12 protein-coding genes are annotated in these 12,560 nt (G+C 58.3%); 7 read left to right on the top strand and 5 right to left on the bottom strand.

Annotated elements, in window-relative coordinates; all coding sequences use genetic code 11:
* Nucleotides 1–83: 83 nt before the first annotated feature.
* A complete protein-coding gene (locus tag MKS85_RS16200; protein WP_188251976.1) occupies nt 84–857 on the bottom strand; it encodes an ABC transporter substrate-binding protein in 774 nt (257 codons plus the stop codon).
* Between the two features lie 884 nt (nt 858–1,741).
* On the bottom strand, nt 1,742–3,697 hold the full coding sequence (acs, locus tag MKS85_RS16195; RefSeq protein WP_047228791.1) for an acetate--CoA ligase: 1,956 nt from the start codon (nt 3,695–3,697) through the stop codon (nt 1,742–1,744).
* Between the two features lie 563 nt (nt 3,698–4,260).
* Between acs and MKS85_RS16190 the strand changes: the two genes are divergently transcribed.
* The 4 genes from MKS85_RS16190 to MKS85_RS16175 all read left to right on the top strand — a co-directional run bounded on the left by MKS85_RS16190 (nt 4,261) and on the right by MKS85_RS16175 (nt 7,945).
* The gene (locus tag MKS85_RS16190; protein ID WP_047228792.1) at nt 4,261–4,524 is read left to right on the top strand and encodes a DUF2790 domain-containing protein; all 264 of its coding nucleotides are present in this window, start codon (nt 4,261–4,263) and stop codon (nt 4,522–4,524) included.
* A gap of 29 nt (nt 4,525–4,553) precedes the next feature.
* On the top strand, nt 4,554–4,769 hold the full coding sequence (locus tag MKS85_RS16185) for a hypothetical protein (protein WP_047228793.1): 216 nt from the start codon (nt 4,554–4,556) through the stop codon (nt 4,767–4,769).
* Nucleotides 4,770–5,256: 487 nt separating this feature from the next.
* Nucleotides 5,257–6,504: a ribonucleotide-diphosphate reductase subunit beta gene (locus tag MKS85_RS16180; protein ID WP_025215114.1), complete on the top strand. Its 1,248-nt coding sequence runs from the start codon at nt 5,257–5,259 to the stop codon at nt 6,502–6,504.
* A 454-nt stretch (nt 6,505–6,958) separates the two neighbouring features.
* A complete protein-coding gene (locus MKS85_RS16175) occupies nt 6,959–7,945 on the top strand; it encodes a hypothetical protein (protein WP_188251977.1) in 987 nt (328 codons plus the stop codon).
* 5 nt (nt 7,946–7,950) lie between these two features.
* On the opposite strand, the gene MKS85_RS16170 is transcribed toward MKS85_RS16175, so the two are convergent.
* Nucleotides 7,951–8,763, bottom strand: coding sequence for a sulfite exporter TauE/SafE family protein (locus MKS85_RS16170; protein ID WP_188251978.1), 813 nt, complete (start codon nt 8,761–8,763; stop codon nt 7,951–7,953).
* Between the two features lie 113 nt (nt 8,764–8,876).
* Between MKS85_RS16170 and MKS85_RS16165 the strand changes: the two genes are divergently transcribed.
* A complete protein-coding gene (locus MKS85_RS16165; RefSeq protein ID WP_188251979.1) occupies nt 8,877–9,653 on the top strand; it encodes a helix-turn-helix transcriptional regulator in 777 nt (258 codons plus the stop codon).
* Nucleotides 9,654–9,736: 83 nt separating this feature from the next.
* The gene (locus MKS85_RS16160) at nt 9,737–10,054 is read left to right on the top strand and encodes a helix-turn-helix transcriptional regulator (RefSeq protein ID WP_047228797.1); all 318 of its coding nucleotides are present in this window, start codon (nt 9,737–9,739) and stop codon (nt 10,052–10,054) included.
* A 15-nt stretch (nt 10,055–10,069) separates the two neighbouring features.
* On the opposite strand, the gene MKS85_RS16155 is transcribed toward MKS85_RS16160, so the two are convergent.
* Nucleotides 10,070–11,125: an MBL fold metallo-hydrolase gene (locus tag MKS85_RS16155; RefSeq protein ID WP_047228798.1), complete on the bottom strand. Its 1,056-nt coding sequence runs from the start codon at nt 11,123–11,125 to the stop codon at nt 10,070–10,072.
* A 186-nt stretch (nt 11,126–11,311) separates the two neighbouring features.
* Here MKS85_RS16155 and MKS85_RS16150 point away from each other — a divergent pair, with 186 nt between their 5' ends.
* Nucleotides 11,312–11,923 (top strand): TetR/AcrR family transcriptional regulator, encoded by a 612-nt coding sequence (locus MKS85_RS16150; protein WP_188251980.1) that lies wholly within the window; start codon nt 11,312–11,314, stop codon nt 11,921–11,923.
* Nucleotides 11,924–11,948: 25 nt separating this feature from the next.
* On the opposite strand, the gene MKS85_RS16145 is transcribed toward MKS85_RS16150, so the two are convergent.
* On the bottom strand, nt 11,949–12,482 hold the full coding sequence (locus tag MKS85_RS16145) for a DUF1003 domain-containing protein (protein ID WP_047228806.1): 534 nt from the start codon (nt 12,480–12,482) through the stop codon (nt 11,949–11,951).
* Nucleotides 12,483–12,560 lie beyond the last annotated feature (78 nt).

Here is a 12,560-nt window from a genome sequence, read left to right as displayed (position 1 = left end):
GTCCTCGAGAGTGGAATGAAAAAATGGCGCAAACCGCAGAGATCCTGTTGCTTGCGCCATTTCGCACGAGTGGCGGGACGTTGTTACTGGCCGTAGATATCGAAGGCGAAGTACTTGTCCTGGATTTGCTTGTATTTGCCGTTCTCGCGAATGGCGGCAATCGCGCCGTTGATCTTGTCCTTGAGGGCATCACCCTTGCGAACCGCGATGCCTACGCCGTCACCGAAGTATTTGACGTCGGTGAAGGCCGGGCCCACGAACGCAAAGCCCTTGCCGGCGTCGGTCTTGAGGAAACCGTCATCCAACAGGGTAGCGTCTGCCACGGTGCCGTCGAGGCGGCCGGCGGACAGGTCCAGGTAGATTTCATTCTGCGAACCGTACGGCTTGATCTCGGCACCCAGCGGGGCCAGGACTTCACGGGCGAAGCGCTCGTGGATCGAACCGCGCTGCACGCCGACGTTCTTGCCCTTGAGCTCGGTCAGGCCTTCGCTGACCTGGGTGCCGGCCTTCATCACCAGACGAGCCGGGGTGTTGTAATACTTGTTGGTGAAATCAACAGACTTCTTGCGATCTTCAGTGATCGACATGGACGACAGGATCGCGTCGATCTTGCGCACCTTGAGCGCCGGGATCAGGCCGTCGAATTCCTGCTCGACCCACACGCACTTGACCTTCATCTCTTCGCACAGCGCATTGCCGATGTCGTAGTCGAAACCGACGATACTGCCGTCCGGGGCCTTCGAGGCAAACGGAGGGTAAGCCGCTTCGATACCGATTTTCAGGGGCTTTTCTGCGGCGAATGTCGACAGGGACAGCACGGACAGTGCCAGGGCGCCAAGCAGCACAAGTTTCTTCATCTTGGGACTCCATCGGGAAAGGGCAAAAACGGCAGAGTGAGCAACAGCCCAATATGCGAATGGGTGGAACGAACTTTAGTGCTGCGTCCTAAGAAAGCGTGCGTCAATTCAACGCAGCTCACGACGAGCGAGTGATCGGCATTCTAACGACAGGCCCGAAGCCGATATTTCTTCAATGCGACAACAAATTACAGAAGCACAGAAAACGCGACCTGAGCGCATTGACAGCCCCGCAAATTCATGCAAGAGCAAAAGAAAGGAAACCGATCTATGCTGCAAATTGCGGGCCCATTATTCGCAAACCCTTCTAATCCGGCAAGCACAGCGTGTCGCCTTGTTTTCCAAGAGGCCTGGAACCGCCCTATAACGGGGCTTCGCGTTTCACATCGCCCCGTTGTGGCGCCTTTGGTTACACATTCCGAAACACCGGTAACGTTCAGCCCCCTCCTACTTTAAACGCCGATATTTATTCATCCATCNCTAATCCGGCAAGCACAGCGTGTCGCCTTGTTTTCCAAGAGGCCTGGAACCGCCCTATAACGGGGCTTCGCGTTTCACATCGCCCCGTTGTGGCGCCTTTGGTTACACATTCCGAAACACCGGTAACGTTCAGCCCCCTCCTACTTTAAACGCCGATATTTATTCATCCATCGAACCCGTGGCGAGGGAGCTTGCTCCCGCTGGGCTGCGCAGCAGCCCCAAAGCCAGGCACAGCGGTCGTTCAGTCATACCGCATTGGCCGGTTTACGACTGCTGCGCAGCCGAGCGGGAGCAAGCTCCCTCGCCACAAAGGCACCACACGTCAAACTCTCCTGGCCTTAGCGACCATAAAAAAACCCCGCTCGGCGAAACCGGGCGGGGCTTTTCGGTGTTACGGGCTACCGTCAGGCGACGTTCATGGTCTTGTGCGTCTCGATCAGATGCGCCACCACACCCGGATCAGCCAAGGTGGAGATATCACCCAGCCCATCGTATTCCGCCGTGGCGATCTTGCGCAGGATGCGGCGCATGATCTTGCCGGAACGGGTTTTCGGCAGGCCCGGGGCCCACTGGATCACGTCTGGCGAGGCAATCGGACCGATCTCCTTGCGCACCCAGTTCTTCAGTTCCAGACGCAAGGCCTCGCTGGTTTCTTCGCCGGCATTGAGGGTCACGTAGACATAAATGCCCTGTCCCTTGATGTCGTGCGGCACACCCACCACCGCCGCTTCGGCGACTTTCGGGTGGGCAACCATGGCGCTTTCGATTTCGGCCGTGCCCATGCGGTGGCCGGACACGTTGAGCACGTCATCCACCCGACCGGTGATCCAGTAGTAGCCGTCCTCGTCACGACGCGCACCGTCGCCGGTGAAGTACATGCCGCTGAAGGTCTTGAAGTAGGTGTCGACAAAGCGGTCGTGGTCGCCGTACAGCGTGCGCGCCTGGCCTGGCCACGAATCGAGGATCACCAGATTGCCTTCGGCCGCGCCTTCCACCAGGTTGCCAAGGTTATCCACCAGCGCTGGCACCACGCCGAAGAACGGACGCGTGGCCGAACCCGGCTTCAACGCCGTGGCACCCGGCAATGGGCTGATCAGCACGCCACCGGTTTCGGTCTGCCACCAGGTGTCGACGATCGGGCAACGCTCCTTGCCGACATTCTTGTAGTACCAGTCCCAGGCTTCCGGGTTGATCGGCTCACCCACCGAACCCAGCAGGCGCAGGCTGCTGCCATCGGCACCTTCGACGGCGGCGGTGCCCGAGGCCATCATCGCGCGGATGGCGGTCGGCGCGGTGTAGAGAATATTGACCTTGTGCTTGTCGATGACCTGGGCCACCCGGGTGATGTCCGGGTAGTTCGGCACGCCTTCGAACAGCAGCGTGGTCGCGCCATTGGCCAACGGGCCGTAGACGATGTAGCTGTGGCCGGTGACCCAGCCGACGTCGGCGGTGCACCAGTAGACTTCGCCCGGTTTGTAGTCGAACACGCGCTCATGGGTCAGGGCCGCATAGAGCAGGTAACCGGCGGTGGTGTGCTGCACGCCCTTTGGCTTGCCGGTGGAACCGGAGGTGTAGAGGATGAACAGCGCCTCTTCAGCGCCCATTTCCTTCGGCGCACAAACGGTACCGGCCACTTTCATCAGGTCTTCGTACCAGATGTCACGGTGCTGGTTCCACTTGATGTTGCCAGCCGTGCGCTTGCACACGATGACTTTCTGGATGCTGCTGGTTTCCGGGTTGGTCAATGCATCATCGACGTTGGCCTTGAGCGGGATCTTCTTGCCTGCACGAATACCTTCGTCAGCAGTGATCACCACTTTGGATTTGCAGTCGATAATCCGACCGGCCAGTGCTTCCGGCGAGAAACCGCCGAACACTACCGAGTGAATCGCGCCGATCCGGGTGCAGGCCAGCATGGCGACCACGGCTTCGGGGATCATCGGCATGTAGATCGTCACCACGTCGCCGCGATGCACGTCCTGGCCGCGCAGGGCGTTGGCGAACTTGCAGACTTCTTCATGCAGCTCGCGATAGGTGATATTGCGGCTCTCGGCAGGGTCATCGCCCTCCCAGATGATCGCAATCTGATCGCCGCGCTCGGCCAGATGACGGTCGAGGCAGTTGTAGGAAACGTTCAAGGTGCCATCGGCAAACCACTTGATGTCGACATGGTGATCGTCGAAGGACGTCTGCTTCACCGTGGTGAAAGGCTTGATCCAGTCGAGGCGCTTGGCCTGCTCGCGCCAGAAACCATCCGGGTTGACCACCGACTGCTGGTACATGGCCTTGTAGGTCGCCTCGTCAGTCAGCGTGTTAGCCGCTACCTCGGGACGAACGGGATACAGAGAAGCCGCACTCATCTTTCTTACCTCGGTGACATAGTTGTTTTTGTATGTACCCGTTGTAGCCGGGGCGAGCCTATAGAACCATTCGACGATGGTAGTAACAAGTCCCTACAAAATGTCGGTACTAACGTGCAAACCCCTGCCAGCAGGCCTTTTCCTGTGGGAGTGAGCCTGCTAGCGATAGCAGTGTGTCAATCAACAGTGCTACTGGCTGATCTGACGCCATCGCGAGCAAGCTCGCTCCCACAAGGATCTCCAATAAAACGAAAATCCCATACACACCACAGACCCATTGTGGGAGCGAGCTTGCTCGCGATGGCGGCGGCAAATCCAACATAGATGCAACAGACAACACCCGCCACCTGCCGCGATTATTACCAGATCAACCAACAGTGTTTATCAAAACCCGGTCTTTTTGCGATTAACCCCACCCCCTAAAATCCACCTCGCCAACCGGCAAACACGATTAACGCAACACAGCCCCCACGAAGGCCGTTAATCCAACTCCCAAAACCTGTTCCACACGCAGCCCCAAAAAGGTTGCGTGACCCCACTCGACCTCAAAAAAGGTGAAACAGATGAAAGCTTTATGGGTTCTGGTCCTCGCTGGCCTTAGCGTCACCGCGATGGCAGATGAGGCCCCGACCGACGTTGCACAGCAAAAACCAGCCATTGAGGAGTACACCTACTCCACCCACCTGGACATCGCCAAAGTCATCTCCATGAGCGACATCCCGAACGTCTGCGAAGTGGTCCCGGCCAAGATGGAATACGACGACTCCAAAGGCCAGCGCCACATCCTGCGCTACAGCGTCATGGGCACCGGCTGCTCCAACGGCTGATCAACTTAAACGAACCAGGAGCAACCTCCATGAAAACCAAACTGATCCTCGCCTTGACCCTGTCCGTCCTGGCCGCCCAGACCTTTGCCGCCGACGGTTATGACCGCACCGGCTCCGCTGTCGCTGAAGACGGTTACGACCGAACCGGTTCGGCCACCGTTGCCGAGGATGGCTACGACCGCACCGGCTCCGCTACTGTCGCTGAAGATGGCTATGACCACACCGGTTCGGCACATATCGGTTGATCATAAATGGCATTTTCCATAGCCCGATTTTGATCGGGCTTGGTTGTGTCTGTAACCATCAAAAAGCCCTTGCAAACACAACATGTAGTGCAAAACCTCAAAAAACGCTCGTTTTTTGATCAAAAAATACCGTCACCCGACCCATGCAAAAAAAATCTTCAGCGGCCAAAGCCTTGTAAACCCTTGCTCCCACGCGGATATACCGCCCGCGACCTCCTCCGTGGGCTATTTCGCCGCAGCACGTAGGCAAAAAAGTCCTTATAATGCCGCCTTAAACGGGCCTGCAATATTCCCTTACAGGGAGTCAAACCAGCCTGAAGCCCACGCAGAGGCCCATTGCCTCCTCGCGCTCACAGCCGCTTCAGAACGACCCGTACATTTTTCTGTTTATTGCCTGCGTCAGCTGCTGCAACAAACGATTTTCCAAGATCCACCGGCCAGTAGGCCTTCAACGGGCATCTGGCCCTCACGCAGGAGACAACACGTCATGCTGAGCTGGGACGAATTCGACAAAGAAGACGGCGAAGTCGCTGTAAAAGGCGCCAACGCCGGCCACGCTTCTGAAGCCAACATGGACCGCCTCGACAGCGCCGGCGGTGCCGCCGCCCTCGAAGCCCGGGCCGTGACGGCCAGCGACTCGGCCGCGATCATTCGCGCCAAGGCCGCCCTCGACAAACTCGACGTCGCCGAAGGCCTCGCCGAACTCGAAGGCGCCTCCGCCCGTGTCGCCGTCGATGAAAAGCGCATGATCAACTGCCGCGCCGACCTCAACCAGCTCGTGCCATTCAAATACGACTGGGCCTGGCAGAAGTACCTGGACGGCTGCGCAAACCACTGGATGCCGCAAGAAGTCAACATGACCGCCGACATCGCCCTCTGGAAAACCCCGGAAGGCCTGACCGACGACGAGCGCCGCATCGTGATGCGCAACCTGGGCTTCTTCTCCACCGCCGACTCCCTGGTTGCCAACAACCTGGTCCTGGCCGTGTACCGCCTGATCACCAACCCCGAATGCCGCCAGTACATCCTGCGCCAGGCGTTCGAAGAGGCGATCCACACCCACGCCTACCAGTACTGCATCGAATCGCTGGCCATGGATGAAGGCGAAATCTTCAACATGTACCACGAGATCCCATCGGTCGCGAAAAAAGCCGCCTGGGGCCTGAAATACACCCGTTCGATCTCCGATCCGAAGTTCGAAACCGGCACCCCGGACACCGACAAAGAGTTGCTGCGCAACCTGATCGCCTACTACTGCGTTCTGGAAGGCATCTTCTTCTACTGCGGCTTCACCCAGATCCTCTCCATGGGCCGCCGCAACAAAATGACCGGCGTCGCCGAGCAGTTCCAATACATCCTGCGCGACGAATCCATGCACCTGAACTTCGGCATCGACGTGATCAACCAGATCAAAATCGAAAACCCGCACTTGTGGGATGCCGAGATGAAGGAAGAAGCGACCCAGATGATCCTGCAAGGGACTCAGCTGGAGATCGAATACGCGCGCGACACCATGCCTCGCGGCGTGCTGGGCATGAACGCGGCGATGATGGAGGACTACCTCAAGTTCATCGCTAACCGTCGCCTGTCGCAGATTGGTCTGAAGGAAGAGTATCCAGGGACGACGAACCCGTTCCCTTGGATGAGCGAGATCATGGACTTGAAGAAAGAGAAGAACTTCTTTGAGACTCGGGTGATTGAGTATCAGACGGGTGGTGCGCTTAGCTGGGATTGATTGGAAAGAAAAATCTCAGGCTGCACGCTTAAATAAAAACCCCGTGAAAACGGGGTTTTTTGTTTTCTATAAGAGCCAATATCGCGTTTAACTTCAGGGCAGCCAAGCAACCTTTGCCCTACGAAAAACTCAGAATCGTTGCGCATTGGTGCGGAAAGCTTCTCGGATTTTGCGAGGGTTTTGAGATTCCATCAGAAGCCGTCGTCCGTTGTTCAGGCGGCGGTTTTTTGTTGGAGATATGGAATTGGGGCTGCTACGCAGCCAGCGGGAGCAAGCTCCCTCGCCACGGGTTGGTGTCAGGTCACAGGTTATCGGCAGGCTTGATGGCCGGGTGATTTTGGGAATCGCGAGCAGGCTCGCTCCCACAGTTTTTTGGTGGTGTGCTGAAACTTTGAGTGCAACCGGCCCTGCCCTTCGCTATTAATACATTTCCCCCTCATGGACCCGAGCCCCGATGAAATTCGACCTCGCCTACTGCCTCAGCCTCGACGACAAGCTGTCGATCTATGACGTGCGCGATTTGAATTTTGACGAGACGGTGGCGTTCGATTCCGCGAAGGAACAGTTTCAATGCCCCAACGATGCCTGTCGGGCGGCGTTTGATGCGGCGAATGTGTTGGGGACGTTCAACGCCAAGAATGTGAATTACGTGCGCACGCCGCACTTCAAGAACATTCCCAGCACGCGGCATATCGAGGGTTGTCCTTATGTCAGCCTGAAGACTGCGGCGTCGGGCCTGGAGGCGGATGGCGGGGAAACGGATGACGGTCCGGAGGAGCATTTTCCGTCGGAATTGTTGCTGACTCGGCGTGAGTATGTGCGCAAGCCATCCGGCCCGACGGTGGCGGCGGACGTTCTGCGCGATGAGCGAGAGCCTTCAGCCGCCAGTCATGTCGAGCACCCGAGCCGTGATTCAGCGCCGGACAAGACCAGCGTCTTCGCCCATCCGGTGGAGTGTTTTGTGTCGAACTTCGCGGACAAGGAGCTGCTCAAGCGCATGCCGCTGAAGATTGGCGAGCACACGGCGCCCTATGGATCGTTCTTCAAGAAGATCGAGTACCTGCTGGACAACAAGGGGTTGATTTACTGGGGCAAGATCAAGGAGATCAAGGATTACACCCAGAGCTTTCGCATCGACTTCGAAGCAAAGGTCTGGTTCAAGCAACCGGACGAGGCGAAGAAGAAGCCTTACTCGGTGAACGTTTACCTGAGCAAGAAGCTGATCGACAACTACCGCAAGCGCAAAGCGTTTCTGGAAGAGATCAAGCACACCATCGAGAGTGACGCGCCGTTGTATTGCTTCTTTTATGGCGTGACGCCGGAGTTGAAACAGGTGCCGAGCAAGAAAAACCCCGAACAGACGTTCGGGGTGTTCAGTGCCAATATCGAGAACCTGGATCACTTCATTATTCGGGAAGCACCGGGGTTGGCTGGTCAATAGCTACCCTATCCCAGCCACATCCCAACCATCACAAACATCAACAACCCTACATACACCCGCGCATGCAGCCGATCCGGTATCCGCCCGATCCATGGCGTTGCCAGGCGGATGCCCAGTAGCGCGCCGAGTGTGAGCACAACAAAGGCCAGCAAGTCTACGAAACCGAAAAACCACGGGCCGAAGTCTGTCCCGGTGAAGCTGGCCAAGGCCATGTAGGTGACGGTGCCGGCCAACGCGACGGGCACGCTCAGCGGATTGGCCATCGACGTGGACTGGGACATGCTCAGGCCACAACGGCGCAGCAGCGGCACGGTCATGACGCTGCCGCCGACGCCCAGCATTGTGGCGATGATTCCGATGGTTGTGCCGCCCAACGCAGTCTCCATTGGCGCCAAAGGGCGTAGGACAGCATCGCTGGCGCGTGTCAGAAAACCTCGCCGCAGCAGGCAGTCCAGGATGGTCAGGCCCAGGTAAGCCATGAAGGCGTAGCGGATAATCTCGCCATTGAGCCAAGTGGCGGCCGCTGCGCCGAAGACCGCCCCCAGCGCAATGAAGCCGCCGAAAGGCCACAGGTAATGACGAATCAGCTGACCGGCACGCTGGTGTTTTCCGGTGGCGACCAGGGCGTTGACGATCATGACGCAGGTCGAGGTGGCGACGGCAATGTGCATGGCCGATTCACCGATGGCGTCACCCGAGTGATGGGCCATCAGCATGCGATACATCAAAGGCACCACGACGAAACCGCCGCCAAAGCCGAACAACACCGCCGTTACGCCACTCAGGCAGCCGAAGCACGCAAACAATACATAGAACATCGAGGCGAATCCGTGAAATGGGGAGCGCCCCACGTTAGATAAGCGATGCTTGGCCCGCTCTAGCAAACGAGCCAATAATGTTTGCGTTTACGCCAATGATGAGTAGTGCCTCGATGCGCAACACTTCGATCGATTTATTGGATGCGATCCCCAGGGCTGTCGTCGCCATTGGCACCGACTACCCCCACGGACATTTACTGCCCTCGCACCATCATCGCCGGGCGCAGTTGCTGTATGGCGCCACTGGTGTGATGCAGGTCCGCACCGAAGACGGTAATTGGGTGGTGCCGCCGCAACGGGCGGTATGGATCCCGTCCGGGGTTGCCCATGAGGTGCTGATGCTGGGGGTCAGCACGCGCAGCGTGTACATCGAACCGGCCGCGGTGACGGCCATGGACGCCCGTTGCCAGGTCATCAGCGTGTCGCCCCTGATGCGCCAGTTGCTGCTGGAAGCCGTGGAGCTTGCGCCGGAATACGACGAGGCCGGACGCGACGGCGCGCTGATCAATCTGTTGCTGCACGAACTGTTGCGCAGCACTCATTTGCCATTGCACCTGCCACTGCCCAAGGACCCACGCCTGCTCGGCCTGTGCCAGGGGTTTCTGAAACGCCCCAACGCCCACGTCTCACCTGTGCAATGGGTGGCGCAGTTGCCTATCAGCCTGCGCTCGTTCAATCGGCTGTTCAGCCGGGAAACCGGGTTGAGTTTCAGCCAATGGCGACAACAGGCCTGTGTGATGTCGGCGCTGTCTCGATTGGTCGTAGGCGATTCGGTAACCCGTATTGCCCTGGATCTGGGCTACGACAGCCCTGCGGCGTTCTCCACCATGTTTCGCCGGGTGCTGGGTCACGCACCGAGTGCCTGGCTGGAAAAGACCACCGGTCATTGATCAAAAAAATGAGATTGATCAGGATTCAAAACAACTGTACAAAAACACAGTATTTTTTGAATCCACAGCTTTGGAGAACTCCCATGGCCTCGCTCGCAATCAAAACCACCCTGGAACGCATCGCTGTCTATCAATTCACCCCTGCCCACAGCGCGCAGGCTCGAGCCATGCTGGGCTGGAGTGTCGAGGAATTGTCACGGCAGTCTGGAGTCTCGACCCAGGCCATCCGGCGCTTCGAAGCGGGGGGCGAGCTACTTGATGTCACCCGCCTGGCCCTGGCCTTTCGGCTGGAAGCCGAAGGCCTGGTGTTCTTCCCGGGCTTTGCGCCTGGGCGCGGCATGAATATCAAAGGCGCCACGCCGGATCCGATGGGGCGGCCAGACTACGCAATGATCGAATGATCGATGCGTCGAGGGTCAGGCCATATCGGGCTGGTCTTGATAAGCCGAGGGTTCCACGTCCAGCCACCAGGCGCGGCCACGTTGCGGTTGCGCGAGGCTGAAGGCTTCACCCATTTGCGGGGTGGCAATGCAGACGTTGCGCTCCCAGGCCAGGGCCAGGATGCGATCGAAGGGTTCGTACCAGGCATGCATCGACAAATCGAACGTGCCGTTGTGGATCGGCAGCAACCAGCGGCCCTTGAGGTCGATATGCGCCTGCAGGGTTTGCTCCGGTTGCATGTGGATGTGCGGCCATTCGACGTTGTAGGCGCCGGTTTCCATCAGCGTCAGGTCGAATGGGCCGTATTGCTGGCCGATGCGTTTGAACCCGTCGAAATAGCCCGTGTCGCCGCTGAAGAAGATTCGGGTGGCGCCATCGATCATCACCCACGAGGCCCATAACGTACTGTTGCCGTCGAACAGCCCGCGACCGGAAAAGTGCTGGGAGGGTGTGGCGATGAATTCAATGCCGTCCACTTCGGTGCTCTGCCACCAGTCCAGCTGACGCACCTTGCTGGCGTCGATGCCCCATTTGATCAGGGTGTCGCCTACCCCGAGAGGGGCCAGGAAATGCCGTGTCTTGGCGGCAAGTTGGAGGATGGCCTGATGATCGAGATGGTCGTAGTGATCATGGGAAAGAATCACCGCTTCAATTGGCGGCAGCTGTTCCAGGCTGATGGGCGGCTGATGGAAGCGCTTGGGGCCAGCCCATTGCAGGGGGGAAGCGCGCTCGGAAAAAACCGGGTCGGTCAGCCAGAACTTGTCTCGCAGCTTGAGCAGCACCGTGGAATGCCCGAGGCGGAAGACGCTGTTGTTCGGCGCGGCCAGCAGGTCGGCGCGCGTCAGCGGTTGTACCTCGATGGTGCCCGCAGGACGGGTGTTGCGCGGTTTGTGGAAGATCATGTTCCACATGATGCGTAGCATCTGGCCGAGCCCTTGGCGCGGTGTAGGGGCGTGGTTACGGTACTTTCCTTGCTCCTGCTGGGATGAAGGAAGCACCGCAGGGCTGTCAGTCGAAGAAAAAATGGTCATGATGCGAAAACTCCAAGGACGTCGTCGCAATTGCGCTTCGCCGTTGTGGGACGCTAATGGCCGTTGCATGCACGCTCAGCCGCTTGATTGAAAACTACACTACTCGGTGTAGTTTGTAGATTGCAGCAATCCCGAGAGCAAGTAAACTGCCAAGTGTAACTTCCCTTCTCCAGATGATGATTAACCATGACCGTACCGCCGCAGCGCCTCACCGAGCGAAAACGCGACTCCATCCTCCAGGCCGCGATTGCCGAATTCCGTAGCAGCGGTTTCGAGATCACCAGCATGGACAAGATCGCGGCGACGGCGGGTGTGTCAAAGCGCACGGTGTATAACCACTTCCCCAGCAAAGAGGAGTTGTTTGCGGAAATTCTGAATCGATTGTGGAACAGCATTACCGCCGAACAGGACATGGCCTACAGCCCGGAGCAGCCCCTGCGTGAGCAGCTTCGAAAGCTGCTGCAAGCCAAATTGCACATGCTGGCAGACGATAATTTTCTCGACCTGGCGCGCATCGCCATTGCCGCGACGATTCATTCGCCCGAGCGAGCCCAGGATATGGTTGCGCGCATGGGTCAGCGCGAAGAAGGTTTGACCGTGTGGATTCGCCAGGCCCAAGCCGACGGTCGGTTGAAAGCCGTGGAGCCGGCGTTTGCGGCGCAACAGATGCACGGGCTGATCAAGACGTTCGCCTTCTGGCCTCAAATTTCCATGGGCCAGCCGTGCCTGACCCAGGATGAACAGACTCAGGTGGTTGAATCGGCCCTCGACATGTTCCTGGCCCGCTATCAGGTCTGAGTGTCGCTACCACCGCAGAAACGGATTACGGCATCGATGGCTTGCTCACGAATTTCTCGTGCATCTCGGTAGTCAGGCAGTCGATGCGCTCGGTCAATGCCTTGGTCATTTCCGTCAGGCGGGTGTTCTGCTCCAACAACTCGAGCAATTGCGCCGTGTTCTGTGCTGCCTGGGCCTGGCGCTCACTGTTGGCAATGGCCAGTGCTTCGCGATGTTGAGCATCCGCTTCGGCTTGGGCCTTGTCCCGCGCGGCCTGGCGTGTCTGCGCCAGCAGGATCAGCGGGGCGGCGTAGGCCGACTGTAGGCTGAACGCCAGATTCAGCAAGATGAACGGGTAAGCATCGAAATGAACCACACCCAACATGTTCAGGCTTATCCAGATCAACACGATCAAGGTCTGCGCCCCCAGGAACATGGGTGTTCCGAAAAAACGCGCGAATGCCTCCGCGCGTAGCGCAAAGCGGTCATTACCAAAGGTCGGCCCCAAATGCGCGTGGGGACGATGAAAACGCAAGTGATCAACAGGTGCTGTGGAAGTGGGCTGCGACGATTCTGTCATCATGATGTTCTCTGCCTGAGGCTGGGGCTCAAGTCACTATACCGCCGGGAGATCATCCTCGATTGAGCCATCAACGCC

It is taken from the genome of Pseudomonas sp. JL2 (assembly GCF_031570495.1).
GTDB classification, from domain to species: Bacteria; Pseudomonadota; Gammaproteobacteria; order Pseudomonadales; family Pseudomonadaceae; genus Aquipseudomonas; species Aquipseudomonas rhizophila.
The sequence above is the reverse complement of the archived record's forward strand: the minus strand, read 5'-3'. Positions and strand labels throughout refer to the sequence as shown.

Coding starts and splice junctions, on each gene's coding strand:
- MKS85_RS16185 (WP_047228793.1), top strand. CDS start 4,554: ATGAAAACCAAACTGATCCTCGCCTTGACCCTGTCCGTCCTGGCCGCC.
- MKS85_RS16145 (WP_047228806.1), bottom strand. CDS start 12,482: ATGACAGAATCGTCGCAGCCCACTTCCACAGCACCTGTTGATCACTTG.
- MKS85_RS16175 (WP_188251977.1), top strand. CDS start 6,959: ATGAAATTCGACCTCGCCTACTGCCTCAGCCTCGACGACAAGCTGTCG.
- MKS85_RS16180 (WP_025215114.1), top strand. CDS start 5,257: ATGCTGAGCTGGGACGAATTCGACAAAGAAGACGGCGAAGTCGCTGTA.
- MKS85_RS16160 (WP_047228797.1), top strand. CDS start 9,737: ATGGCCTCGCTCGCAATCAAAACCACCCTGGAACGCATCGCTGTCTAT.
- MKS85_RS16165 (WP_188251979.1), top strand. CDS start 8,877: ATGCGCAACACTTCGATCGATTTATTGGATGCGATCCCCAGGGCTGTC.
- MKS85_RS16155 (WP_047228798.1), bottom strand. CDS start 11,125: ATGACCATTTTTTCTTCGACTGACAGCCCTGCGGTGCTTCCTTCATCC.
- MKS85_RS16190 (WP_047228792.1), top strand. CDS start 4,261: ATGAAAGCTTTATGGGTTCTGGTCCTCGCTGGCCTTAGCGTCACCGCG.
- acs (WP_047228791.1), bottom strand. CDS start 3,697: ATGAGTGCGGCTTCTCTGTATCCCGTTCGTCCCGAGGTAGCGGCTAAC.
- MKS85_RS16170 (WP_188251978.1), bottom strand. CDS start 8,763: ATGTTCTATGTATTGTTTGCGTGCTTCGGCTGCCTGAGTGGCGTAACG.
- MKS85_RS16150 (WP_188251980.1), top strand. CDS start 11,312: ATGACCGTACCGCCGCAGCGCCTCACCGAGCGAAAACGCGACTCCATC.
- MKS85_RS16200 (WP_188251976.1), bottom strand. CDS start 857: ATGAAGAAACTTGTGCTGCTTGGCGCCCTGGCACTGTCCGTGCTGTCC.